The organism is Rhodococcus sp. 24CO, from assembly GCF_050586165.1.
Classification (GTDB): Bacteria; Actinomycetota; Actinomycetes; order Mycobacteriales; family Mycobacteriaceae; genus Rhodococcus_F.
This window is the reverse complement of the sequence record NZ_JAZFNF010000010.1, coordinates 207,300-231,137: the sequence shown is the minus strand read 5'-3', so window position 1 is coordinate 231,137 and position 23,838 is coordinate 207,300. Positions and strand designations below refer to the sequence as shown.

Below are 23,838 nucleotides of genomic sequence, written 5' to 3'. Positions count from 1 at the left end.
GATCATTCGTTCGTCTTGACGAACGGTGCCAGTTCGTTCAACATAGAATACATGCGTTCTCTATGGCGAACACTTGATCGTGACACTGTCCGGGTGGTCGCGTTGATCTGCGCGTCTGTGGCTGTAGTGGGAGTGTCCTACGGCGTCACTGCCGGGTCTGCCGGATTCTCGCTATGGCAACTACTGGTGCTTGCGGTCCTGGTGCTCGGGGCATCGTCTGAGTTCTTGTTCATCGGGATCATCGCCGCCGGCGGAAGTCCGGTCGCGGCGGTTCTTGCCGGGTTGCTGATCAATTCACGAAATTTTGCCTACGGATTATCTGTCGGCTCATTCCTCGGTCAAGCCTGGCGGCGAGTGGTGGGCGCGCATCTGGTCAATGACGAATCCGTGGCGATCGCCACTGCACAGTCGACGCTCGTGCGAAAGCGAGCGGCCTTCTGGCTGTGCGGAATCGGAATCGCGATCTGCTGGCCGCTCGGCGCGTTGACGGGCGGAATTCTCGGCTCGGTGGTTCAGGATCCGGCGACGCTTGGACTGGACGCAGCGTTTCCGGTCGTGATCGTTGCGCTGGTGCTACCGGCATTGAAGGAGAGGCTCACACTAATCGCAGCGTCCGTCGGCGCAGTTGTAGCGGTGGGCACATCAACCTTCTTGCCATCGGGGACGGCCCCACTTGTGGCCTTGTTGGGGATGGCTGCTGTCCTCCCGTTTCGGGAGAAAGCCCGATGAGCACAGTGAGCGTGAGCTTTGCGATCATCGTATTTGCCTGTGGCACTTACACCTTGCGGGTCAGTGGAGTTCTGCTGCGGGCTCGGGTTGCACTGTCCGCGAGGGCGACCGCGTCACTCGATCGCAGCATCGTGTGTCTGCTGGTTACCGTAGCGCTGACATCGATGCTGTTCGACGGCAACGATTTTGGTGGGATCGCACGTGTCATCGGCGTGAGCGTCGCCGCGATTGCCGCGTGGTTCAAAGCGCCATTGGTCGCGGTGGTGATTGTCGCGGCGAGCGTCACCGCACTGCTGCGGTTGTCAGGAATTGCGTAGCGCAGCGTGCGGGTTCGTCAATCGTGCGCGTATTCCGTCGATGAAAAGGTCGAGGCCGAACTGGAAGCGAACGGTGGGATCGCCGGCGAGGAGATCGTCATCCGATCCGCCGCCGATGATCTCCGGGGAATCGGGGGAGATGGGAGCCCTGGTCAAGGCGCCGAACTCTTCCATTTGGGCGCGAGACTGTTCGTCGACAGTATGGCCGAGTACGTAGTACAACACTGCGTAGGCTGCGAGTTCGGCATGTTCGCGCGAGAGGCCTGACGTGAGTCCGGCCGTCACGAAGTTCTCGCGCACCACGCTTGTCGTCATCCGTGATGCGAAGGTGGCGCTCACCAACTCCGCGCCGTCGCGGTGCGCCAGCAGAGCGGACCTAAGTCTGTGTGCCAGTTCGGAATAGGACTCTTCCCAGCCGTCGGCGTCGATCGGGGTGTCCACGCCCTCGAGAATCTTGTCGACCACTGCGCCGAGCAAAGTCTGCTTGTTTGGGAAATGCCAGTACAGGGCGCCGGGCTGAACGCCGAGAGACGTGGCGAGTCTGCGCATCGTGAGGTCGGCCAGGCCGAATTCGTCGAGGATCGCCATAGCGCCGTCCAGAACGTCTCCGCGTCGCAACTGCACGTGTTTGCCCCTCGTTTTCTGTGGATCGAACCGATGGCCTCATCGGAGCCTGCCTTTGACAGTATTCCACCTCGTCCCTAACGTGAACACCGTTCAACTTGTACGGTGTTCAATTTTCCAGTCTTGAAGGAGACTCCCGGTGACTCCGACCTCGGTAAGCACGGCCCCCGCTGCAATCGACATCCTCGACCTCGCCCGAGAGCAAGTCCTCGAACGCGGCGAAGGGCTGAGCGAAAGCCAGGTGCTCGACGTACTTCGATTGGGCGACGAACGGCTGGAGGACCTGCTGGCCCTCGCCCACGATGTGCGTATGAAATGGTGTGGGCCCGAAGTCGAGGTCGAAGGCATCATCAGCCTCAAGACCGGCGGTTGCCCCGAGGACTGCCATTTCTGCTCGCAGTCCGGGCTTTTCCAATCTCCCGTCCGGGCAGCATGGCTCGATATCCCCAGCCTGGTGGAGGCCGCCAAACAGACGGCAAAATCGGGTGCGACGGAGTTCTGCATCGTTGCCGCTGTCCGCGGCCCGGATGAGAAGTTGCTGGCGCAGGTCGCGGCCGGAATCGAAGCGATCCGCAATGAGGTCGACATTCAGATCGCCTGCTCGCTCGGCATGCTGACGCAGGAGCAGGTCGATCAACTCGCCGCGATGGGAGTCCACCGCTACAACCACAACCTCGAAACGTCGAAGTCGCATTTCCCGAATGTGGTCACCACACACACGTGGGACGAGCGGTGGAACACGTTGCGCATGGTTCGCGAAGCGGGCATGGAAGTGTGCTGTGGCGGAATTCTGGGAATGGGCGAGACGCTGGAGCAGCGAGCGGAATTTGCCGCGAACCTCGCTGAACTCGAACCAGACGAGGTTCCGCTCAACTTCCTCAATCCGCGTCCGGGAACGCCGTTCGGCGACCTCGAGGTCCTTCCCGCGAGCGAGGCGCTGAAGTCCGTGGCGGCATTCCGCCTCGCATTGCCGCGCACCATCCTGCGTTTTGCCGGTGGGCGTGAGATCACGCTCGGAGACCTGGGTGCCAAGCAGGGAATCCTCGGCGGCATCAATGCCGTCATCGTCGGCAACTACCTCACTACGCTCGGCCGTCCAGCCGAAAGTGACCTTGATTTGCTCATCGATCTGCAGATGCCGATCAAAGCCCTCAACGACACGCTGTGACCGAGTCCGTCACTGACGAGCGGTACAACCCGTACACCGGGCGTCGACTCGTCGAGGGCGTCGAAGACCTGACGCCGGCCGCTGCGTCGCTCGGACTCGAACCACCTCGGTTCTGCGAGCACTGCGGTCGGCGCATGATCGTGCAGATCAGCCCCGACGGGTGGTGGGCGAAGTGCTCACGGCACGGGGTGGTCGACTCGATCGACGCAAAGCTCAGGTAGCGCGCGGCAGGTGGTAACTCACGTCGGAGGCGTTGTTACCGGCGGAAATTTGTGTGCCTTGATCGCCCCAGTTGTCGGAGGTGGCAGGAACAGATTTCCGCGAAGGCTGCCGCGGGCAGTTCGGACTGCCACCAGGCACCACGTGCTCAAAAGCCCGACGTAGGCGATGGCAGCGGCATATCGGAAGGCCGGCAATTCGGTATGCAACGCCAATTGTGTTGTGCCAGTAACAAAAGTTCCGACCGGAAAAGTCAAACTCCACCACGTCAGGGCAAACGGCATTCCCTGGCGTGCGGTCCGGACTGTGAGCGCTGTGGCCAACCCGATCCACAACACCGCGAATCCCCACACGGGAACTCCGAACAGGATCGAAAAGATCCCCATCCCGGAGGCCAATTGCGGTGAAACGGCAAGATGCGCATTCGCTCCGAGCAAGCCGACCGCCGTGATGGACTGGCCCAAAGGGCCCAGGACGATCCACAAAGTCGGCACGCGGGCGGTTCCGGAGGTACCGAAATGGGCGAGGCGACTCCACACCATCGTGATGATGATGAACGACGCGAACAACGACAGGCCGAACATGGCGTAACAGCCGTAGAGCATCGTCGTGCGTCCGGTGCCTGGCGGCATATGCGGGATGAGCAGCGCGCCGGTCGCCGCGGAGACCATGGGCGGCACGACGGGCATCAGCCACCCGCCGAAGGCCGCGTCCGCTTCGACCTTGTGCTGGGTGAACATCAGGTAAGGGATGGTCATTGCGGTGAACAGTCCGCCGATGGTTCCCATCGTCCACAGCGCCGCGTCGAGGATCACAGCAGCGTGTTCCCCGATGAGAGACTTTCCGATCAGTAACGCTCCGGCTCCCACTGTCAGAAATGCCATCGGTGCGGCGCCGTAGAAATGCGCCATCTGCGGGTTGTGTGCGTGGCTGCGAGCCACCGTCGGATGGCGTACCCAATGCGCAACCACAGCGACGACGAGAACCACGAGCAAGATCGCGGCGAGTGTCCACATCACCTGTGCAAACACTTGCTGACCCCGAACCTGCACGGGGAGTGTCGCTGCTGCCGTCGCCACAATTCCGGTGCCCATGACGGACGCGAACCAATTCGGCCCGAGATTGCCGAGGATCTGACCGGGCGATTGCAGTGACGAAAGCAACCACGGCTGGTGCGGTGCAACCACGATTGCTCCTCGCTTAGAGCGCCGATTGTATGAACATGGTTCGTCAGGTCAGCGTAGCGGCGCGAGCGCCGGTTCCGAGAGGTTCTCGGCTCCCCGATGAGGGAAGGTAGCGTCACACAGTGTGATTTCTCTTCGGCGGACTCGACTACGCACTGCACTTCTCATCGGTTGCTCAACAGCGGCGGTGAGCGCACTGGTCGGAGTGCTGTGGGCGTTCCTGGCTCCGGCCGAGCATCTGTTGGTTGTCGCCGAGGGCCGCGGAATTGCGCTGACCGGGGAGAGTCTTCATCAGTTCGATGCAGTCGCGATCTTTGTTCTCCTTGCCTTGATTCTCGGTGTTCTCACCGGGGTGGCCGCGTGGCTGGCGAGACTCAGTCGGGGTCCGTACGCGCTCGGCGGGTTGATCGTCGGTTCAGTGATCGGTACGGCACTGATGGCAGCGGTGGGAACCGGAGTCGCGAAGTTGCGATTTCCGTCCGTCGACAATCCAGCCGTGGGGGAGATCATCGCGCGGGCGCCCGGTGTCGGCACGTTGCTGGCGCTGATCGTTCAGCCGTTGGCGGCGTGCATCATGACATTGATTCTTGTGGCACTGAGCCCGTACGACGACCTCGGGGTTGCCGATCATGTAGACGACGCGGAGACCGAAGCGGACATGTTGTCGGAGCCTGCGACGCAGGAATCATCCTAGGGTTTCGCAGCAACCGCCTTAGTACGGACGATGTCGTAGTGCGTGCCTAGTCTTTCCGTCATGAGCTACGACATCCTTGCGTTCGAACCGTCGGCAACGAGTGACGAGGACTTTGCGTCCTGGTACGAGAACCAGGTGGAGTGGTCCGAGGATCATGGGTACGACGACCCGTCCGTGACCACATCTCGACTGCGCGCGTTCTACGAAGATCTTGTTGTCGGCTATCGCGCGATGAACGGACCCGGTGCGCCGACCGACGAAGAGTTGGACGCAGACGGGGATCTCGAATCGCGTTTGACCGACTACAGCATCGGAACCACGCTCGTCTACGCGGCGTTTGCGTGGAGCCAGGCCGAGGAAGCCCAACGGGTGTTTTGCGAACTCGCCGCCAAACATGAAGTGGCTGTGGCACTGGTCAGCGAAAGCTCCACGCCGGCGATCATTCGTCCTTCCTAGGTCGAATCCCCAGAGTTCTCACAGAATGAGCACAACGGCAGCACAAGATTGTGGACTTACATAGGGGTCACAGTGATTGATTCCTCGAAGGAGATGCCGCAATGAGTGCTCACACAGTTGATCTCGACCGGGGAGTGGTGTTGGTGACCGATATCGGCCGCGATCACGGAACGCGTGTTGCCGCCGAGTTCCTTGCTGCCGGCTGGAATGTGGCAGTGACGGCTCGGAGCGTCACGGCACTGGTTCGGATCATGGCCGGTAAGCCTGCCCATCGGTTCTTCGCGGTTGTCGCGGACCCGACGGATCGTTGGCAGGCGGATTGCATTCTCGACCGGGTGGGTGCACGTTTCGGCACGATCAACCGCGTGGTCGATCCCACCGGAACCGTCGCCGCAGCATGGCTGATGAGAAGCGATGTCGACGCTGCTGCGTGACATCGACGTTCGCAGTCAGCTGGGCGGTCGTAGAGCCGCAAACTCGTCTGTCACGCGCAGTGTGGAGTCGGTGAAGCGGTAGAGCGCCGGTGGGCGGCCACCCGACTTACCGGACGGCGCCGTGTTTCCGGTGGCTGTGAGCACACCGCGTCGGCACAGGACTCGATGCAGATTGGTTGCATCAACTTGGTACCCGAGTGCGGCGCAATAGATTTCGCGCAGAGTCGACATGGCGAACTCATCGGGAGCCAATCCGAAGCCGATGTTCGTGTAGGAGAGTTTGGCGGCCAGTCGGTTGCGGGCGTGCCGAACAACTGTGCCGTGGTCGAAAGAAGTCTTCGGCAGCTTCGAAACCGGGTGCCATGCGGTGTCCGGCGGAAGTTGCGGGTCTGCGCTCAGGGGAACCAGTCCCAGGAAGGTCGACGCGATGCGGCGCCCACCCGGAACGCGTTGCGGATCGCTGAAAACCGACAGTTGTTCGAGGTGCGCGACCTTGCGCAGATCGACTTTGTCGGCAAGGAGTCTGCGAGCCGACGTGGTGAGGTCTTCGTCGTCGCGCAGGGTGCCACCGGGCAGTGACCATGTGCCCTTCTGCGGATCGAGCGCGCGCTGCCACAGCAGGACGGCAAGTTCTTCACGTTCGTCGGTGCTGTGAGCGCCGTCACCTGCGGTGATGTCAGTGGGGAAGGCGCGAACCTGGAACACCGCTGTGAGCACTTCGTGGGTGGTGTTACTATTGGGCACGTTTTCGATCCTAAGTCGAAAACCTCGATAACGGAAATCCGGACCAGCCCGTTCGGATTGAACTGGGTGATGAGCCTGGGTTCACGGTGAAGGAGAACGCCATGACGACCACGACGTTGTGGGAGGGATCGACCTCGCAGATTCACGACGGCCCCGGCGGTTACGCAGGAGTCGAAGCGACGCCCGAGTGGGCTGCCGAGGTCAAACGTCTGGCTCGCGAACGCGGTGCCACGATTCTGGCGCACAACTACCAGCTTCCAGCTATTCAGGACGTCGCTGATCATGTCGGCGACTCTCTTGCCCTCTCGCGTATCGCGGCAGAGGCCCCCGAAGACACGATCGTGTTCTGCGGCGTCCACTTCATGGCCGAGACCGCCAAGATTCTGTCGCCGTCCAAGACGGTGCTGATCCCGGACGAGCGCGCGGGATGCTCGTTGGCCGATTCCATCAACGCGGAGCAGCTTCGCGAGTGGAAAGCGGACAACCCGAACGCCCTCGTGGTGTCCTACGTCAACACCACGGCCGAGGTCAAGGGCCTGACGGACATCTGCTGCACGTCGTCCAATGCCGTCGATGTGGTCAACTCCATCGATCCCGACCGGGAAGTTCTCTTCCTTCCGGACCAGTTCCTCGGAGCCCATGTCAAGCGCGTCACTGGTCGTACCAACATGCAGATCTGGGCCGGTGAATGTCACGTTCACGCAGGCATCAACGGTGACGAGTTGACGGCGAAGTCCAAGGCTCACCCCGATGCCGAGCTTTTTGTGCACCCCGAATGTGGTTGTGCCACTTCGGCTCTGTACTTGGCCGGCGAAGGTGCGGTTCCGGCGGACAAGGTCAAGATCCTCTCCACCGGTGGCATGCTCGACGCTGCCCGTGTCACGAAGAGCAAGCAGGTTCTGGTCGCCACGGAAATCGGCATGCTGCACCAGTTGCGTAAAGCCGCACCGGATGTCGACTTCCAGGCGGTGAACGACCGTGCGTCGTGCCCGTACATGAAGATGATCACTCCGGCCGCATTGCTGCGCTGCCTCCTCGAAGGCAAGGACGAGGTTCACGTCGACCTCGAGATGGCCAAGCGTGCTCAGAAATCGGTGCAGCGCATGATCGAGATCGGTAATCCGGGCGGCGGCGAGTGACGAGCCCTGCCGGGCGCTACGCCTGGGAGGCGCACGCCGATCTTGTCGTGGTCGGCGGCGGCGTTGCAGGGCTCACAGCCGCGCGCGTCGCGTCGATGCGTGGGCTGAAGGTGCTCACTGTCAGCAAGGGCGGTCCGACCGACACGTCGACGCAGTACGCGCAGGGCGGCATTGCCGTCGTGGGCGACTTGAGCACCGATTCGGTGGAGTCACATGTCGCCGATACCTGCGAAGCCGGTGTCGGACTGTGTGACGAAGCGGCGGTGTACTCCGTTGTGGAAGCCGGGCACGAGGCAGTCGCGGCCCTGGCAGCGCTCGGTGCGGTGTTCGATCGCGGGCGTGACGGCGAAGTGTCCCGTACCCGCGAGGGTGGCCACAGCACCAGGCGAATCATCCACGCCGGTGGAGACGCTACCGGCGCAGAAGTGCAGCGGGCACTCAACGCCGCTGGTCTGCCGGTTCTGTTCGGCGCCGCTGCCGTGCAGGTGGTCACCAATCGCCGCGGTGTGTGCGGGCTTGTCGTGTCCTCCCCGGACGGCCTCGGCGTCATCCATGCGCCTGCTGTTCTGCTGGCGACGGGCGGCCTCGGTCAGTTGTACTCGTGCAGTACCAATCCGCCCGGTGCAACCGCAGACGGTATCGCGTTGGCGCTCGCAGCTGGCGCGTCGGTCGCCGACCTCGAATTCGTGCAGTTCCACCCGACGGTTCTGTTCACTCCTGGCGGCCTCGGTCGACGGCCGCTGATCAGTGAGGCCGTACGCGGTGAGGGTGCGATTCTTGTTGATACCAACGGTGATTCGGTGACTGCTGGAGTTCACCCCCTTGGTGATCTGGCGCCCCGTGACGTCGTCTCGCGGGCAATTGCCGCGCGTCTGCGTGACCTCGGCGCCGATCACGTATTCCTCGACGCTCGAAAGCTCGACGGATTTTCGACTCGATTCCCGAATATCACGGCGTCGTGTCTCGAAGCGGGCATAGATCCTCGGACGCAGCTGATTCCGGTTGCTCCCGCCGCCCACTACTCGTGTGGTGGCGTCGCGACAGACGTCCACGGGCGTACCGGAGTTCCTGGACTCTATGCGGCAGGAGAAGTTGCCCGTACCGGTCTGCACGGAGCCAATCGCCTTGCGTCCAACAGTCTTCTCGAAGGATTGGTCGTAGGGGAGCGAGCTGGGATCGCCGCCGCAGAGCGACGCGAGGTTCACGCCGAGATTGTCAATGTCGCGAGCGCACCGCTTCCCATATTGCCGCGCGAGAGCGTTCAGACGATCATGACTACTCACGCATCGGTCGTTCGAGATGGCGCCGGACTCGAAGCCGCCCGCCTCGGCCTTGCAAATGCGGAACTCACGCTTGCAGTGAATGCCGAGGAACTCGAGGACGCCGCGTTGACGGTGACTGCGACGGCACTGGTTGCGGTCGCCGCTGCCCGTACCGAGAGCCGCGGGTGCCACACCCGCACCGATTACCCGAAAACCGATCCCGATCAGCGTCGCAGCATCCGCATCAAGCGCGGTGTCGACGGCGAGATGGAAATACACGACATGTTGTTGACAGGAGCCCACCGATGACCGCGCAGAAGACCTTGCCGGCACCCCTCGACCGTGACGAAGTCCTGACGCTGGTTCGACTCGCTTTGGACGAGGATCTCCGCTACGGACCGGACATCACCTCTGTTGCGACGGTTCCCGCCGACGCGACCGCGAAGGCGTCGGTTGTCTCGCGCGCCGAAGGCACTGTTGCGGGAATCGATGTCGGACTGCTTGTCCTCGACGAAGTGATCGGCGCGGGCAACTACGACGTGGTCGATCGTGTTGCCGACGGCACCCGGGTGGTTCCTGGCCAATCGGTGCTGACCGTCGAAGCGCCTACCCGCGGACTGCTCACGGCGGAGCGGACGATGCTCAACTTGGTGTGCCACCTGTCCGGAATCGCCACCGCTACAGCGGCTTGGGTTGATGCCGTTGCCGGTACCGATGCGAAGATCCGCGACAGCCGCAAGACCCTTCCCGGTCTGCGCGCGCTGCAGAAGTACGCCGTCCAGGTCGGTGGGGGAGTCAATCACCGCATGGGTCTCGGTGACGCGGCTCTGATCAAGGACAATCATGTTGCTGCCGCCGGATCTGTCGTCGCAGCACTGCGGGCTGTGCGTGAACTTGCGCCGGACATCGAGTGCGAGGTCGAGGTAGACACCCTCGAGCAGCTTGATCTGGTGCTTGCCGAAAATGTCGAACTTGTTCTGCTGGACAACTTCCCGCTGTGGCAGACCCAGATCGCGGTGCAGCGACGCAACAACGCGTCGCCTGCTACCAAGCTCGAATCTTCCGGCGGTCTGAGTCTCGACGTTGCCGCCGAGTACGCGGGTACCGGAGTCGATTATCTGGCGGTCGGCGCACTCACGCATTCCGTGACAGTTCTGGATCTCGGTCTGGATATGTGATGCTCGTGGCCGCCCCTCATTCGGAGTGGGCGGCCACGAAAGCATGTGGGGTGACGGCACTCGGCAATCAGGTCGTCAGACGAAGCTGGATCAATACGTGGTCGGTGTCGGCATCGGTGTAGCGTCCAGTTTCCTCGAACCCCATGATGTCGTAAAAGCGGCGTGCAGATCCGTTGAGCTCGTAAACCTCGAGGGTCACCGCGCCGTGCAGTGTGGTCGCATGCTCGACGAGCAGTCGCCCGATTCCGAGTCGTTGAGCCCGTGGTGAGACGAACAGGCCGCCGATCTCTGCTCCGAGGAGTCCGAGCAGGCCTACAACGTGCCCGTCGGTTTCGGCAACCCAGTTGTCTGCGTTCACGAGATAGACGTCGCGCATCTTCGCCGCACGTGCGCCTTCGCCCTCGCCGTCGATAAAAGGGTGTGCGAGTTTTGATGCCTGCGACCACAATTCGATGACGGCCTCCTCGTCGGAGGGCTGATAGGGCCGAATCTTCACGGTGTTGTCGCCTGTTGTGTCCACGGCATCACCCTAGGTGATCGGTACTTCACAGGAAGCTTGCAGCCGGTTCGCAGTGGCGTCGCGGGTCCGCGCGCGATGGTAATGAGTACCACCACCTGTGAAGGGACTCATGATGATCGCAGTTCTGAATCCGGCACCGACGCGGCCGCCGGCGCCTGCTATCCATCACGGCGACCCGTCACCGTCGTGGATTCGTACCCGGGGCGCCGCATTGGCCTTGACTGCGCTTCTCGTGAGCACCGCAGTTCTGTACCTGTGGAACCTGAGCGCAAGTGGGTATGCCAACATCTTCTACGCGGCAGCGGCTCAGGCAGGTTCGCAGGACTGGAAAGCCTGGTTCTTCGGATCGCTGGACACGTCCAACTTCATCACGGTCGACAAGCCGCCCGCGTCGCTGTGGGTAATGGGCTTGTCAGGACGGATCTTCGGATTCTCGAGCCTGAGTCTCCTTGTGCCGCAAGCGTTGATGGGAGTCGGTTCGGTTGCGCTCGTTTACGCTGCAGTGAAACGCGTCGCGACTGAGACAGCTGGGCTTATTGCGGGCGGCGTTCTCGCGGCAACACCCGCGGCCGCGCTCATGTTCAAGTTCGACAATCCCGACGCCTTGCTGGTGCTCCTCATGACGCTGACTGGTTACAGTGTTGTTCGAGCAGTCGAGACGTCGGTGGGTCGACGCGCTGCGATGTGGATTGCTCTCACCGGAATTGCTCTCGGCTTTGCCTTCCTCACCAAGATGCTGCAGGGCCTGATGGTGTTGCCCGCGTTCGGCCTGGCGTATCTGGTTGCCGGACAGGCCAGGTTGCGCGCCCGGGTTCTGCACCTGGCGATCGGTGTCGGTGCGGTGCTCGTGGCGGCGGGGTGGTGGGTACTGGCCGTGTGGCTCTGGCCCGCAGATTCGAGGCCGTACATCGGTGGCTCGACCAACAACAGCGTCATGGATCTTGTCCTCGGGTAGAACCGACTTGGTCGGATCTTCGGAAACACCGGTAGCGGCGGATTGAGTGGCGGCGCTGCAGGTTCGAGCTTCGGCGGCAGCACAGGCCTCGATCGGCTGTTCGGAAGTGAGATGGGAATTCAGATTTCGTGGCTGATCCCCGCTGCGCTGATTGCACTTGTTCTCGGACTGATCGTGAGTGGGCGTGCCCCGAGAACCGATCTGTTGCGGGCGTCGATGATCGTCTGGGGCGGCTGGTTCCTGGTGACAGGGCTGATCTTCAGCTACATGTCCGGCACCATCCATCCCTACTGCACCGTGGTGTTGGCTCCCGCGATTGCCGGAATGATCGGAACCGGCGGCTACGCGTTGTGGCTGGAACGGTCGCGGTGGATCGGGCGACTCGGCCTGGCAGCGACGATGCTTGCTGCGGGAATCTGGAGTTGGGTTCTCCTGCATCGTAATTCCGAGTGGCTTCCGGCTCTCGAATGGATCGTGCTGGCAGGAACTGTAATCGGTGCGGCATTGATCCTCCTCGGCGCCAGGAATCGGCTCCGGAAGCTGGTGATTGCGGGGCTGGTCGTCGGATCGTTGGCCGGCATCGGCGGTTCCGCGTCGTACGCAATTGCCACTGCAGCAACAGCTCACGGTGGATCGATCCCCACGGCCGGCCCGGCCGGTGCCGTCTCCGATTCGGGAATGGGTGGCGGGACGACTCGCGGCCAGGCACCTGGTAGCAGGACGGGTGCGCCCCAGAGTGCTGATGCCATCCCCACTGAGTCTGCCATCCCCACTGAGTCTGCCATCCCCACTGAGTCTGCCATCCCAACTGAGTCGACCCCATCGGCCGGCGCGGGCGCGGGTGCCAACAGTTCCGAGCTGACAGCCATGCTGGTCGGCGCGGACACCCGGTGGTCCGCGGCAACCAACGGTTCGCAGAGCGCCGCGACATACGAGTTGGCGAGCGATACCGCCGTGATGGCGATCGGTGGTTGGAGTTCGGACCCCGCACCCACGTTGGAGCAGTTCATCGCCTATGTCGTGAACGGCGATATTCACTACTTCATCGCAGGTGGTCAGGGGGGTGGGCGAGGCGGCGGTGACAGTACGTCGAGCGCGATCCAAGCCTGGGTGGAAGCCAATTTCGAAGGCGCCACCATCGGGAGTGCGGCGGTCTACGACCTGAGCGGTTACACCGCCTAAGGCGGGGCAGGTGCCCGGTGGCCGGACACTGTCGGTCATGATCGAGCAATGCCTGGGACCGAGGAGCGCTCGCCGAAGGATCGGCGTCAACGTTGGACGTGGCGCGACACCGCTTTTATCGCGGTGGTCGTGCTGCTGGGTGCCGGTGCGGCGCGCCTGACGCAGGACGACGGTCCGGCTGCGATTCCCGGTTGTGAATCCGTCCAAGCGGCCGAGGAGCCCAGGTCAGGTATGTATGCCACGATCGGGGGTGATGACCCTGGGTACAACGATCCTGACTATCCGTGGTTCTCCAAGTCGAAAGCAGACGCGATGCGTCACGCGGTGATCGAGGCACTACCGGTGGACGCCAGACTGGAAGATGCGGGCGTCGCCTTCGTATTTCCGCCGGTGCTCAACCTTGGAGAGACCGCGTCGCCCGAATCGGCGGAGGAATTGACCCTCGGTGGTTCGACCACTGCAAACGGTGACATCGCCCGCGGTGACGCGCGCGCAACAGTCTCGGTGGATGTTCGAGAATGGACTGGCCCGATCCCGCCGTGTGTCGAAGGTTCTGTAGATCGCCGTGAAGTGCGTGCCGACGGAACGGTTCTCGACTTCCACGAAGCACAAGACGGTGCCAGTCCCTATGCTCTGAACTTTGTCGCAGCCTACGTTCCCGGTGTCAGTCGTGTCTTCGCCTCCGTAACCGGATTCGACGGATCGGACGCGCAAGTCCTGTCGACGAACGAGTTGGTCGACGTCGCCCTCGCGCCAGGTTTTGCTGTGACGAAAGATATTCCGCCGGCGACGTTCTGCGACATCCTCACAGTGATAGTGGAGGGTGGGGTGGACGACGACGTCGTGTCGAGGCTCAACACCGTACTTGACGAGCGATGGCGGTGGCTCGGAACAACCGGCGTCAGGCTCGACCGGCCGTTGGGTTCGCTGGTTCCGGATGGCTCGGGCAGCGGCCTGTGCGCAGACGTTGTCGTGAATGCGCCAGGCGCGGCAGCAAACCTGCAAATCACGATTACCCGGAACGGATTCCGATTGCTCGAGAACGCCGTAATCTTGCCCGACGATACGTTGATCAGTCGCACTGAGAACCCCGGGACCAGCTCGGTGGTCGTTCGTCATCCGTCAGGTGAGACTGTTGTTGTCCGTACGGTGACGCACACTATGTCGCCGCTGGTAATCGAGCAACTCGAGTTGATTGCGACGTCACCAGGTCTCGAAATTGCGCCGAGCTAGGGAAGGTTCGATGGAACTGGCAGAATCAGAGGGTATTTGCCGCTTCGACTAGCTGGAGGCCACAAGAGATGGGCGACGTCAGCCCGGCGCGGGGTGGGGACTTTTCCGCGTGGTTCATCGACCAGTTTGCGACGTATTGGCAGTCGGGTGGTGGTGCTCGCATCGAGGGCCGGATCGCCGGCTATCTGCTCATCAGTGAATCTCCGGGAGTCAGTGCCGAGGAGTTGGCCATTGCTCTCGACACCAGTCGGGGATCTGTCTCCAACTACATTCGACGGCTCATTGATCGTGGATTTGTGAAGCTTGTTCGTCAGCCTCGCGATCGAACTCATTACTACGTCATGGATTCCGATGTGTGGGGCGGCTTCCTCGAGAACGAGCACCGGTACCTCGAGAATCAACGCACGCTCGCGACCGAGGCACTCCAGTATGCAAACCCCAACGGCCCCGCCTACATTCGTGTCCTGAATATGCGCGACTACATGGGCTGGATCATCGACAATCGCATGCTCGGCAGTGAATGGGCACGATTCAAAGAAGAGCGTGACGAGGCCGTGCAGGACGAGGCTGGACAAGATAGAGCAGGGCCCGCACCTGAATAAGGTATGGGCCCTGCGCGTCTCGCCGGTTTATTTGTTCAGTTTTGCGACTGCCTCGTCGATCATCGGTGCGTAGCGCTCGAGTGACCACGGGACGGTCAAGGGATTGATCATCGACGATCCCGTGACAAAAGGCTGGTCCGTCGGGGCGATGATAGTTCCTCGTGCGACGGCTGGAATCTGCTGATAGGCCGGCTGCGCTTCGATTTCCGCTCGGTTCGCGGGATCGGAGTAGAAGGTGAACAGCAGGTCCGAATTATTCAGCAGGTGGGCATTCTCGAGGCCGATCACAGCGGAGTCGGTGCCTTCGGATTCGGTCAGCGTGTAGACGACGGGGTCAACCTGCAAGCCCAGTCCGCGAACCATGGCAACACGCTGCTCTTCGGCGAAGAACACGCCGAGTGTTCCTGGGCCGGTGTTGTAGATGAACGAGAAGCTCACGTCTGCGTACTCGGGATGTGCTGCAGACGATTTCGCGAACTGGTCGTTGATCTTGTCGATCTCGGCAGTGGCTTTCTCGGTTTCACCCATGGCTTTGCCGATCACGTTGATCTGCTCTTCCCATGTGATGGTCCACGGGCTTTCCTCGTATGCAACGGTAGGTGCAAAGGCGTTGAGGGAGTCGAACTGCTGCTGGGTGATACCGGACCACGGTGCGAGGATCAGATCGGGATCAAGAGCGATGATCGCCTCGATGTTCAGATCGGCTCCGCCGGTGAACTGCTCGGGGAGTTCGCCACCCTGTTCGGTGACCGCCTCGTGAACCCACGGGAGGTAGCCGGATTCGTCACTGCCCCATGAATATTTCTCGACACCGACGGGAATGGTGCCCAGAGCGATCACCGTCTCGGCGGAACCCATGCCGAGCGTGACGATCCGCTCCGGCTTCTCGGTGATGACAGCCTTGCCGAGAGCGTGCTCGATAGTGACGGTCTCGAAGTTGCCGGTACTGGTATCGGCGGCGTCGCTGCTGCTGGTGCTGCAACCGCCGATTGCCAGGGCGGCGATGACAAGTCCACTCAGAAGCGCAGTTCGACGTAGGGATCGCACGGGGGCGTAGCGCATGAAGAGCCTTTCGGTGTCGAGGCGCCGGAGTGCTCTTGTGGATCACCAAGCAAGACGGACTGGCGCACAGGAAGCATAGGCTAGCCTTCCCTGAACTTTCAAGTCAGTTGAAAGTTCAGTCGACCTGCGCCGGTCGTTCAGTCCGTCGACATGGATCCCAGGCGGGCCAGGAGCGGCGCCGCGTCGACAAGTTTGGCCGCGTCTTCGGGATCCATTCCGGCCAAGAGGCTTCGAATGCCGTCGGACCACATCTGGTCGATCTTCTGGTTGTTGTGGGTGGCGACTGGGGTCTGGTGCAAGCGGAACGACCGCCCGTCGCTGGGATCGGATCGCTTCTCGAGTAGGCCTTGGTCCACCAGTCGGCGAACCGTGGTGCTGACGTTGCTGCTTTGCAGGTTCAAGGCGCGCGCGATCTCCGACACCGTACTGCCTGGATGTTCCTCGATTACGCGGAGAACTTCGATCTCGGAGTGGGGGAGTCGGGACAAGCCTGCCTCCTTCTCGCCGAAGCGCCGCAATGCCCACACCACCGAACGTGCTGTCTGTGCCAAGCGCTGGACATCGTCATCTGTTGCAGCCGATTCGTTGGACACGACCACAGTCTAGACGTTAAGGTATATATAAATTTATATCTATTTCTAGATATAGCCGTAGTGCAAAACTGATGAAGGATCAATGTGAAACAGCACGTGCAGGAAGCAGACACCATGGTGGAGTCCGACGAGGTGCCTGTGTCGGAAGCGGGACACACGACTCATCTACCCGCCAAGATCATCGCCACGTTGGCTCTGTTGGCAGCTGTGGCGCCACTGGCCATCGACATGTATCTGCCGGCGTTCCCTGAGATGTCGGTGGAGTTCGATACCAGTGCATCTGCCGTGCAGTTGACACTCACGACCTTCCTGATCGGTCTTGCCCTCGGCCAGCTTGTGTTCGGTCCGCTCTCCGATCGTTACGGCCGGCGGCCGCTTCTCCTCATCGGGACCGCGGCCTGTGCCGTATTCAGCGCGGGCGCCGCACTTGCGCCGAGTATCGAACTCCTGGCTGCAGCGCGCTTTGTGCAGGGCTTTGCCGGAGCAGCCGGAATTGTCCTGGGCCGCGCGGTGATCTCCGACCGCGCACGTGGTGCCGCTGCAGCAAAATTGTTCAGCCTGCTCGTGGTGATCAACGCAGTCGCACCGGTAATCGCACCTTTACTCGGCGGCGTAGTTGTCACCAATTTCGGGTGGCGTGGAGTGTTCTGGGTTCTGACAGTCCTGTCCGCGCTGATGTTCGTGTGCGTCCTGGTATTGGTGCCGGAAACCCTTCCGAAGGAATTGCGCACTACCGGCGGCGCTGCCGCGATGCTGGGTGAGGCTCGAAACGTTCTACGTAATCACCGCTACGTCGGCTTCACCCTCGCGTACGCCTTTGCATTTGGTGTCATGTTTGCGTACATCTCCGCATCGCCGTTTGTCCTGCAGAATGTGCACGGCCTCTCCACTGCCTGGTACACAGTCGTTTTCACCGTCAACGCGGTTGGCCTCGTGATCGTCAGCGTCGCCAACGGCGGGGTTGTCGCGAAACTGGGCGACCGGGTAACGCTGCGGATCGGTCTCACCCTGCTCGCGGTGTTTTCTATAGTCATGCTGATCAATGTGCTTGCCGGGCCCGTTCTGTGGATCACTCTGATCGCATTGTGGTGCACGATGGCCAGCCTCGGCCTGGTTATCGCCAATGCCACAACCTTGGCGCTCGGTGAGGCGCGGCAGGCCGCCGGCACCGGATCGGCAGTGCTCGGTGCGCTGCAGTTCCTGCTCGCTGCTGCGATTTCCCCGCTCGTCGGTATCGGCGGCGAAGACACGGCCCTGCCTATGGCCGTCGGAATGGTCGTCAGTGCGCTCATCGCGCTGTCGGCGCTTGCACTGACGAGAGGGAAAGCGTCAGCACACGCGCAGTAGTTTGCCTCGAACTCGCCATAGCCGGCCCGGGACTCCGTCAGTCCCGGGTCGGTTTTTGCGTGGAAGGAAGTAGAAATTTCACCCTCGGCGGGTGATGTCCGACGGCCAGTGGCCAGATACATTTCATCTACTAGCCACCACGGGGGAAATACAGGTTAGGGCAAGGCTGTCAGCGGATTTTGTTCAATTCACCGACGGATAAACGGACATATGGGAAAGATTGCGCGAAAGCGTCGTGTTCGGTTCGCGGAGTACGCCTAGCTGAAAGGGCTTTGCCTCATGCTCATCATCGGAATGATCTTGTTCGGAACCGTCATCGGAGCGGGTGCCCAGTTGATCCTCGGTGGCAACACCCGACGATTGGACTGGCCCTTCGCTTTCATCGCGGGAATTGGTGGATCGCTGGTCGGCGGCTTGCTTGTGAGTCTGATTGCGGGTGACGGACTTTCATTGCGTCCCAGTGGAATCATCGGCTCGCTGGTCGGCGCTGTCCTGATCACTGCAGGCTGGCAGTGGTACCGCCGGACTTCGAGCAACGCTGCACATTCCACCGATCGCTAACTTTCATCGTCGACATCTCCTTCTGCGAGAGGCAAGAATATGACCGACACATCGTCACCGTCACACGCTCATCCGGTGCGCAGTGGCATCGCGACCGGCACAAATTTTGCAGCAGCAGCCCTTCTTTTCATAGTCGGCATCATTTCTCTCCTTCAAGGGATTTCGGCTGTCGCGAACGACGACCTTTTTGTTGTCGGGGTTAACTACGTCTACGAATTCGATGTGACGACGTGGGGTTGGATTCACATAGCCCTGGGCGTCGTGGGCCTCGCGATAGCCATCGGAATGATGATGGCTGCCACGTGGGCGCGTATCGCGGCGATCCTGATTGCCGCGCTCTCGATCATCGCGAACTTCCTGTGGCTTCCGCATTATCCGCTCTGGTCGATCCTGATCATCGCACTCGACGTCATCGTGATCTGGGCGGTAGCCACCTGGGATGCCGAGGACTGACCGAGCAGCGCATAGAGGAACCGACCGACGGTGCGCCCCGGTGTTTTCCGAGTTGTGCGTGTCTGCCGGCTTTTGCTCCTGACGGTGCAGGCTGCCACCTAGTGTGTGATTGGTGACCACAGAAAAGCCCATACAGGGCAGCGGGCGCCGCGCGGGCGGACGGTTGTCGCGGGGGGTTGTTGCCGCCTACGCCGCGGGAAGTGTCGGGACCGGCGGTTTTGGCGTCCTGCCCGGATTGGTACTGGCGTACTACCTCACCGACACCTTGGGCGTCGCGGCTGGTGTGGCATCGCTGGTAGTGATCGTTCCCAAGATTGCCGACGTACTTGTCGATCCATTGATCGGAACGGTGAGCGACCGAAGTTCGCATCGAACGGGCACCCGCCTACCCCTGATGCTGGTGGGTTCGCTGGCCCTTCCGTTCCTCTTCGTGCTCACCTTCGCTGCACCGGTATCCGCCGGCCCGGGCGTCGGCGCGGTGTGGGTCCTGGTGTTCTTCCTCCTGGCGGCGAGCGCCTACAGCCTGTTCCAAGTTCCGTACATCGCCCTGCCGACAGAACTGACCGGTGACTATCACGAGCGCACACGATTGGTATCCGTCCGAATAGCGGTGCTGGCCTTGGCGATTCTTGTGATCGGTGGCGGCGGACCAGCGTTGCGCAACGCTGCGGGAGGCGGATCTGCGGGTTATCTCGTGATGGCCGTGGGTGTGTCCGCGTTGATGTGCGCCGCGATGCTCTGGGCGGTATTCGGCGCGGCGCGACGCACGGTGACGCGCGCGGACGCCCCGGTCGGCTCTTTGCTTTCGCAGTACCGCGACGGATTCGACGCGGTTCGCAGTACTCGATCGTTCCGTTTGCTCGTGATCGTATTTGTCCTGCAAGCGCTCGCGACGGCCGTGATGTTGGGCGGTGCTCAGTATCTCGCGACGTATGTCATGGGGAACGAAGACGCCATCACCGGACTGTTCGCAGCGTTGGTCGGTCCGGCGCTGGTCATCATGCCGCTGTGGTACCGCTATTCCCATCACCACGGCAAGCTCCGCGGGTACGTTGTCGCATCGACGGTTTTTGTTGTCGCCGCACTGCTTTTGGCGTTCGCCGCAGTTGACGCCGGAGCGTGGGTCTACGGCGCAGTCGGACTGGCAGGCGTTGGCTACGCCGGAATGCAGGTGTTTCCGTTAGCCATGCTTCCTGATGTGATCGAGGACGATGCCCGCATCGGTGGACGTCAACGAGGCGGGTCACTGAGCGGGATCTGGACAGCGGCAGAGACTGCTGGTCTTGCACTCGGACCTGCAGTGTTCCTGCTGTTTCTGGCGTCGACGGGCTTTGTGTCCTCGCAGGCCGGGGAGACGGTTGATCAACCGGCCTCCGCAATCACCGGTATCGCCCTCGGATTCTCGCTGGCCCCGGCTGCTCTGGTCGCGATCAGCCTTGTCGTCTTACGCGCATACAGCAGTGAACAGGAGCACGATGACCGCCGGTGACACCACATCTTTTCTTGGTAATACATCGATCGAGCAACGATCTGCGGAGGTGCTCGAGAGACTCCGCAGCCTGCGTGAACAGGACGCCCCCACACACGGTGGGCGAGTTCTGTCTTACGTGTACGACAGCGGACTCGCCGCGCTCGACCAGTTGGCCACGGACGCAGCGCAATTAGTGCAACCCGTAAACGGACTCGATCCCACGGTATTTCCGTCCACAGCGGTGATGGAACGCGAACTTGTCGGGTTCGTTCGAGGATTTCTGCACGGAGATGGCGACGTTGTCGGCAACGTCACCAGCGGTGGCACCGAAAGTTGTGTGCTGGCCGTCAAAGCCGCCCGCGACCTGCGCGGTCTTCCGCCGGGAGCCGGATCGATAGTTCTGCCCACCACCGCTCACGCTGCCTTCCACAAGGCGGCGCATCTACTCGGACTCGAACTGATCCTCGTCGCAGTCGATCCCGATTCCGGTCGTGTGCGCGCCGCCGACATTGCATCGGCTCTGCGCGACGATACGGTGCTCATCGTGGCGTCGGCACCGAGCTATCCGTTTGCTGCTCTCGACCCGATTGTCGAGATCGCGGAAATTGCTCGTACACAGTCGGTTCCGTTTCACGTCGATGCCTGCATCGGAGGGTTTGCCCTGCCCTGGTGGGGTGAACTGCCGGCCTGGGACTTCCAGGTTCCCGGTGTCACCAGCATCTCGGCCGATGTACACAAATACGGATACTCGCCAAAAGGTGCGTCGGTTCTTCTGTACCGGGGGCGAGATCTGCACCGCAAGCAGTATTTCGGGCTCACAGCGTGGCCCGGATATCCCGTGGTCAATCCGACACTGATGGGGTCGAAATCCGTTGCCGCCCTCGCCGGAGCCTGGTCTATCACCCAAGTGCTGGGTGAATCGGGCTACGTAGACCTGGTTGCGCGCGCTCACCGAGCAACTGCCTCACTCGTGGACACGATTGGCGGAATTGACGGTTTGCGTGTCGTCGGAATGCCGGTCGGCCCACTGTTCGCGGTAGCGGCGGATGGGGGCGTGCCGCAGGACCGGCAGGTCGATCCACATCGCTGGGCCACCGCCGTCGGCGTTCGAGGGTTCGTGCTCCAGGGGCAACCCGCGTCGACGCAACCTGACGGCACTGCGTTGCCGCGAACGACACATCTCACGATCACGCCCGTCACGGACAGTGTTCTGGGCGAGCTGACCACGGCATTGGTGTTGGGGGCCGACGATGTTCGCGGCCTTCCCGCGGCCGGGCCGCCGCCCGCGCTGGCGGAGCTCGCCGGCGCGTTCGAGCGCGGGGACGTGAGCGTCGACGATGTTCGCGCATTGCCCAGTGAGGCTGTTGCCGCAGCGCTCGTGTCGGCGGGGCTGGATCCGAAGGGCGGGGGCGACTCACCCCTCGACATGGCTGCGGTCCTCGCCGCCGTGGAATCCTTGCCCCGCGAGGTCACCACCCGACTGCTCGTGGAATTCCTGGCCGGACTCGTGGAACCCTGACTTGCCTGTTGGCGACGTACCCCCCTTTTTCGAGCGAAAGGTACGCCCATCGCCGTGGAGGCGCTGAAAGGTACGTTCGCTCGGAAAGGGAATGCACCAAACCTCGCATATGCCGCGAAATTTCGCCGTCCCGGGCGTAGATTTCGAGTATCGGAGGCTGTCGTTTCATGGAAGGGACGGATGGGTGACGGGTGCCGCAACCAAGGTTCTGAGACTGTTCGAGGAATTGGTGGGTATCGAACTCCCCATCCAGGTGCGCTGTTGGGACGGATCTCGAGCCGGCCCTCGCGACGCAGCGGCTCGGGTCTTTTTCCGGAATCGGCGTGCGCTACGGCGGGTTCTCTATTCGCCGAACGAACTGGGTTTGGCGCGGGCATACGTCTCCGGAGACTTGGACGTCGACGGCGATATCTTTGCATTGCTGGATGTTCCGGATCTTGTTTCGCGGATCGGTGAGCATCGTCTGTCCGGGATGTCGGCACGTACGATTGCCCGGTCGGCGATGACGTTTGTGAGCTTGGGTGCTGTCGGGCTTCCACCGTCGCCGCCGCAGATCGAGATGCGGTCCAAACGGGGTAAGCGCCACAGCAAGTCTCGTGATTCGGCGACGGTGTCTCATCACTATGACGTCGGAAATCGTTTCTACGAACTGTTTCTCGGACCAAGCATGGTGTACTCGTGCGGGTACTGGCCGGATGGCACTGTGTCCCTCGAGGATGCGCAGCGCGAGAAACTTGATCTGATCTGCCGAAAGTTGGAGTTGAAGCCGGGCATGCGCCTGCTCGACGTCGGGTGCGGGTGGGGATCGATGGCACTGCATGCGGCGCAGAACTACGGCGTCGACGTCGTCGGTGTTTCACTCAGTCGCGAACAGGTGGAGTACGCGAAGGCACGAGTAGCGGACGCGGGGTTGACCGAACATATCGATGTTCGGGTTCAGGATTACCGCGACGTGGATGACGGACCGTACGACGCTATTTCGAGCATCGGCATGTCGGAGCACGTGGGTTTGGCGAATCTGCCGGTGTATACGGCGCATCTGTACGAGTTGCTGAAGCCGCAGGGGCGCTTTCTCAATCACGCCATTGCTTCGGTGAAGTCGTTGCCGGACAAAGTTGTCGACGCACCCGGTTTCATCGACCGATACATCTTCCCGGACGGCGAAATTCTACCGTTGAGCAAAACGGTTGACGCTCTGGAGCGTTCGGGCTTCGAGACTCGGGACACCGATGCACTGCGCGAGCACTACGCGCTCACACTGCGTGCGTGGGTGGCCAATCTTCGGGAGAACTGGGACGCTGCTGTTGCCGAGGCCGGTGACGCGCGGGTCCGCACGTGGTTGTTGTACCTTGCGGCCAGCGCACTCGGCTTCGAGGAGGCGCATCGATTGACCATTCATCAAGTGCTGGCGGTGAAACCCGGTGAACGAGGATCAAGTGGTATGCCGCGATCGCGGCGCGACTGGTATTGCTGACGCTGATCGTGGGCACATGTGCGGCGTCGATGGTTGACTGAGCAGGTGAACGAGCGATTGCAGGACTTGCCGATTCCGGGAAACCAGAGCGGCTTGGGTGCCGGGCCCGCACTGCGAGTCACCCTGGGGCTGGTACTCGGCATTGTCGCGGGAATTGTGATGTGGGTGGTGGGCTTTCCGCGGTTCTCCTTTCTGATCGGCTGGAATGTCGCGGCGCTGGTTTTCACTGTCTGGACGTGGATCCTGGTGTGGCCGTTCGACGCCGTGACGACGGCGAGTCACGCGACGCGCGAGGAACCGGCACGCAACGTCGCGCACCTCCTCGTTCTCGGTGCAGCGGTGGCCAGCTTGGTCGGTATCGCGTTCCTGCTTGTTGCGTCACCCGACGGTCGTCGATACCAAGTTGTCGCCGCGTCGGTTGCGGTAATCAGCGTTGTCATTTCGTGGATTGCGGTGCATACGCTGTTCGCTCTGGGATACGCCCGGCTGTACTACACGGGGCCGGACGGGGGGATCGACTTCAATCAGGAAGAACCACCGCGGTACAGCGATTTTGCCTATGTCGCCTATACCGTGGGTATGAGCTTCGCGATCTCGGACACCAATTTGCAGTCGTCGGACATGCGGGCAATGGCGCTCGGCCATGCGTTGCTGTCTTATCTGTTCGGCTCTGTCATCGTCGCGTCGGTGGTCAATTTGATCGCCGGATTCTGAGCTG

At 61.8% G+C, this 23,838-nt stretch carries 25 protein-coding genes and 1 pseudogene; 20 read left to right on the top strand and 6 right to left on the bottom strand.

Annotation, left to right across the window (positions count from 1 at the left end):
• The first annotated feature begins 51 nt into the window (after positions 1-51).
• Both V2B23_RS25180 and V2B23_RS25175 read left to right on the top strand, forming a co-directional pair.
• Positions 52-729: an AzlC family ABC transporter permease gene (locus V2B23_RS25180; protein WP_430952792.1), complete on the top strand. Its 678-nt coding sequence runs from the start codon at positions 52-54 to the stop codon at positions 727-729.
• A complete protein-coding gene (locus V2B23_RS25175; RefSeq protein WP_430952791.1) occupies positions 726-1,046 on the top strand; it encodes an AzlD domain-containing protein in 321 nt (106 codons plus the stop codon). Before V2B23_RS25180 ends, V2B23_RS25175 begins: the two co-directional genes overlap by 4 nt.
• Here the strand turns inward: V2B23_RS25175 and V2B23_RS25170 are convergent.
• On the bottom strand, positions 1,032-1,670 hold the full coding sequence (locus V2B23_RS25170) for a TetR/AcrR family transcriptional regulator C-terminal domain-containing protein (RefSeq protein ID WP_430952790.1): 639 nt from the start codon (positions 1,668-1,670) through the stop codon (positions 1,032-1,034). The two genes, V2B23_RS25175 and V2B23_RS25170, sit on opposite strands and share 15 nt — an antisense overlap.
• A 139-nt stretch (positions 1,671-1,809) precedes the next feature.
• Between V2B23_RS25170 and bioB the strand changes: the two genes are divergently transcribed.
• Positions 1,810-2,838 (top strand): biotin synthase BioB, encoded by a 1,029-nt coding sequence (gene bioB, locus V2B23_RS25165; protein WP_430952789.1) that lies wholly within the window; start codon positions 1,810-1,812, stop codon positions 2,836-2,838.
• Positions 2,835-3,059 carry a hypothetical protein gene (locus V2B23_RS25160; RefSeq protein WP_141484428.1) on the top strand — a complete coding sequence of 75 codons (225 nt, stop codon included), beginning with the start codon at positions 2,835-2,837 and terminating at the stop codon, positions 3,057-3,059. The genes bioB and V2B23_RS25160 overlap by 4 nt, the downstream gene beginning before the upstream one ends.
• Positions 3,060-3,077: 18 nt before the next feature.
• On the opposite strand, the gene V2B23_RS25155 is transcribed toward V2B23_RS25160, so the two are convergent.
• A complete protein-coding gene (locus tag V2B23_RS25155; RefSeq protein ID WP_430952815.1) occupies positions 3,078-4,220 on the bottom strand; it encodes a TDT family transporter in 1,143 nt (380 codons plus the stop codon).
• Between the two features lie 145 nt (positions 4,221-4,365).
• On the opposite strand from V2B23_RS25155, the gene V2B23_RS25150 reads away from it, so the two are divergent.
• The 3 genes from V2B23_RS25150 to V2B23_RS25140 all read left to right on the top strand — a co-directional run bounded on the left by V2B23_RS25150 (position 4,366) and on the right by V2B23_RS25140 (position 5,825).
• A complete protein-coding gene (locus V2B23_RS25150; RefSeq protein ID WP_430952788.1) occupies positions 4,366-4,935 on the top strand; it encodes a DUF2567 domain-containing protein in 570 nt (189 codons plus the stop codon).
• 60 nt (positions 4,936-4,995) lie between these two features.
• Positions 4,996-5,391, top strand: coding sequence for a hypothetical protein (locus V2B23_RS25145; RefSeq protein ID WP_430952787.1), 396 nt, complete (start codon positions 4,996-4,998; stop codon positions 5,389-5,391).
• A 101-nt stretch (positions 5,392-5,492) separates the two neighbouring features.
• Positions 5,493-5,825 (top strand): short-chain dehydrogenase, encoded by a 333-nt coding sequence (locus V2B23_RS25140; RefSeq protein ID WP_430952786.1) that lies wholly within the window; start codon positions 5,493-5,495, stop codon positions 5,823-5,825.
• Between the two features lie 15 nt (positions 5,826-5,840).
• Here the strand turns inward: V2B23_RS25140 and V2B23_RS25135 are convergent, their stop codons facing one another.
• A complete protein-coding gene (locus tag V2B23_RS25135) occupies positions 5,841-6,569 on the bottom strand; it encodes an NUDIX hydrolase (protein WP_430952785.1) in 729 nt (242 codons plus the stop codon).
• Between the two features lie 101 nt (positions 6,570-6,670).
• Between V2B23_RS25135 and nadA the strand changes: the two genes are divergently transcribed.
• Genes nadA through nadC form a run of 3 tightly spaced genes read left to right on the top strand, consistent with a single transcriptional unit; the run spans position 6,671 to position 10,148 of the window.
• The gene (gene nadA / locus V2B23_RS25130; RefSeq protein ID WP_033230932.1) at positions 6,671-7,708 is read left to right on the top strand and encodes a quinolinate synthase NadA; all 1,038 of its coding nucleotides are present in this window, start codon (positions 6,671-6,673) and stop codon (positions 7,706-7,708) included.
• Entirely contained in the window at positions 7,705-9,279 is a 1,575-nt protein-coding gene (locus V2B23_RS25125) for an L-aspartate oxidase (protein WP_430952784.1), read from the top strand. Before nadA ends, V2B23_RS25125 begins: the two co-directional genes overlap by 4 nt.
• Positions 9,276-10,148, top strand: a complete 873-nt coding sequence (gene nadC, locus V2B23_RS25120) for a carboxylating nicotinate-nucleotide diphosphorylase (RefSeq protein ID WP_430952783.1) — start codon at positions 9,276-9,278, stop codon at positions 10,146-10,148. Before V2B23_RS25125 ends, nadC begins: the two co-directional genes overlap by 4 nt.
• A gap of 67 nt (positions 10,149-10,215) precedes the next feature.
• On the opposite strand, the gene V2B23_RS25115 is transcribed toward nadC, so the two are convergent.
• Positions 10,216-10,668: a GNAT family N-acetyltransferase gene (locus V2B23_RS25115; protein WP_430952782.1), complete on the bottom strand. Its 453-nt coding sequence runs from the start codon at positions 10,666-10,668 to the stop codon at positions 10,216-10,218.
• Positions 10,669-10,780: 112 nt separating this feature from the next.
• Here V2B23_RS25115 and V2B23_RS25110 point away from each other — a divergent pair.
• The 3 genes and pseudogenes from V2B23_RS25110 (at position 10,781) to V2B23_RS25100 (ending at position 14,640) form a co-directional block, all read left to right on the top strand.
• A pseudogene (locus tag V2B23_RS25110) lies at positions 10,781-12,805 on the top strand (glycosyltransferase family 39 protein).
• A gap of 48 nt (positions 12,806-12,853) precedes the next feature.
• Positions 12,854-14,038: a hypothetical protein gene (locus V2B23_RS25105; protein ID WP_430952781.1), complete on the top strand. Its 1,185-nt coding sequence runs from the start codon at positions 12,854-12,856 to the stop codon at positions 14,036-14,038.
• Between the two features lie 68 nt (positions 14,039-14,106).
• Positions 14,107-14,640, top strand: coding sequence for a GbsR/MarR family transcriptional regulator (locus V2B23_RS25100; protein ID WP_430952780.1), 534 nt, complete (start codon positions 14,107-14,109; stop codon positions 14,638-14,640).
• 27 nt (positions 14,641-14,667) lie between these two features.
• Here V2B23_RS25100 and V2B23_RS25095 read toward each other — a convergent pair whose 3' ends face one another.
• On the bottom strand, positions 14,668-15,702 hold the full coding sequence (locus V2B23_RS25095) for an iron-siderophore ABC transporter substrate-binding protein (RefSeq protein WP_430952779.1): 1,035 nt from the start codon (positions 15,700-15,702) through the stop codon (positions 14,668-14,670).
• A gap of 137 nt (positions 15,703-15,839) precedes the next feature.
• The gene (locus V2B23_RS25090) at positions 15,840-16,295 is read right to left on the bottom strand and encodes a MarR family winged helix-turn-helix transcriptional regulator (protein ID WP_430952778.1); all 456 of its coding nucleotides are present in this window, start codon (positions 16,293-16,295) and stop codon (positions 15,840-15,842) included.
• 84 nt (positions 16,296-16,379) lie between these two features.
• On the opposite strand from V2B23_RS25090, the gene V2B23_RS25085 reads away from it, so the two are divergent.
• The 7 genes from V2B23_RS25085 to V2B23_RS25055 all read left to right on the top strand — a co-directional run bounded on the left by V2B23_RS25085 (position 16,380) and on the right by V2B23_RS25055 (position 23,834).
• Positions 16,380-17,642, top strand: coding sequence for a multidrug effflux MFS transporter (locus tag V2B23_RS25085; RefSeq protein ID WP_430952777.1), 1,263 nt, complete (start codon positions 16,380-16,382; stop codon positions 17,640-17,642).
• A gap of 279 nt (positions 17,643-17,921) precedes the next feature.
• Positions 17,922-18,203: a hypothetical protein gene (locus tag V2B23_RS25080; RefSeq protein ID WP_033230926.1), complete on the top strand. Its 282-nt coding sequence runs from the start codon at positions 17,922-17,924 to the stop codon at positions 18,201-18,203.
• A 39-nt stretch (positions 18,204-18,242) separates the two neighbouring features.
• Positions 18,243-18,656 carry a DUF7144 family membrane protein gene (locus tag V2B23_RS25075; RefSeq protein ID WP_033230925.1) on the top strand — a complete coding sequence of 138 codons (414 nt, stop codon included), beginning with the start codon at positions 18,243-18,245 and terminating at the stop codon, positions 18,654-18,656.
• 112 nt (positions 18,657-18,768) lie between these two features.
• The gene (locus V2B23_RS25070) at positions 18,769-20,145 is read left to right on the top strand and encodes an MFS transporter (protein WP_430952776.1); all 1,377 of its coding nucleotides are present in this window, start codon (positions 18,769-18,771) and stop codon (positions 20,143-20,145) included.
• Positions 20,132-21,646, top strand: a complete 1,515-nt coding sequence (locus tag V2B23_RS25065; protein WP_430952775.1) for a pyridoxal phosphate-dependent decarboxylase family protein — start codon at positions 20,132-20,134, stop codon at positions 21,644-21,646. The genes V2B23_RS25070 and V2B23_RS25065 overlap by 14 nt, the downstream gene beginning before the upstream one ends.
• A gap of 184 nt (positions 21,647-21,830) precedes the next feature.
• Positions 21,831-23,120: a class I SAM-dependent methyltransferase gene (locus V2B23_RS25060; protein WP_430952774.1), complete on the top strand. Its 1,290-nt coding sequence runs from the start codon at positions 21,831-21,833 to the stop codon at positions 23,118-23,120.
• A gap of 45 nt (positions 23,121-23,165) precedes the next feature.
• Positions 23,166-23,834 (top strand): DUF1345 domain-containing protein, encoded by a 669-nt coding sequence (locus V2B23_RS25055; RefSeq protein ID WP_430952773.1) that lies wholly within the window; start codon positions 23,166-23,168, stop codon positions 23,832-23,834.
• Positions 23,835-23,838: the final 4 nt, after the last annotated feature.

Bases quoted from the DNA above. Each gene is read 5' to 3' on its own strand.
- V2B23_RS25180 (WP_430952792.1), top strand. From the start codon at position 52: ATGCGTTCTCTATGGCGAACACTTGATCGTGACACTGTCCGGGTGGTC.
- V2B23_RS25175 (WP_430952791.1), top strand. From the start codon at position 726: ATGAGCACAGTGAGCGTGAGCTTTGCGATCATCGTATTTGCCTGTGGC.
- V2B23_RS25145 (WP_430952787.1), top strand. From the start codon at position 4,996: ATGAGCTACGACATCCTTGCGTTCGAACCGTCGGCAACGAGTGACGAG.
- V2B23_RS25140 (WP_430952786.1), top strand. From the start codon at position 5,493: ATGAGTGCTCACACAGTTGATCTCGACCGGGGAGTGGTGTTGGTGACC.
- nadA (WP_033230932.1), top strand. From the start codon at position 6,671: ATGACGACCACGACGTTGTGGGAGGGATCGACCTCGCAGATTCACGAC.
- nadC (WP_430952783.1), top strand. From the start codon at position 9,276: ATGACCGCGCAGAAGACCTTGCCGGCACCCCTCGACCGTGACGAAGTC.
- V2B23_RS25105 (WP_430952781.1), top strand. From the start codon at position 12,854: ATGCCTGGGACCGAGGAGCGCTCGCCGAAGGATCGGCGTCAACGTTGG.
- V2B23_RS25100 (WP_430952780.1), top strand. From the start codon at position 14,107: ATGGGCGACGTCAGCCCGGCGCGGGGTGGGGACTTTTCCGCGTGGTTC.
- V2B23_RS25095 (WP_430952779.1), bottom strand. From the start codon at position 15,702: ATGCGCTACGCCCCCGTGCGATCCCTACGTCGAACTGCGCTTCTGAGT.
- V2B23_RS25080 (WP_033230926.1), top strand. From the start codon at position 17,922: ATGCTCATCATCGGAATGATCTTGTTCGGAACCGTCATCGGAGCGGGT.
- V2B23_RS25075 (WP_033230925.1), top strand. From the start codon at position 18,243: ATGACCGACACATCGTCACCGTCACACGCTCATCCGGTGCGCAGTGGC.
- V2B23_RS25065 (WP_430952775.1), top strand. From the start codon at position 20,132: ATGACCGCCGGTGACACCACATCTTTTCTTGGTAATACATCGATCGAG.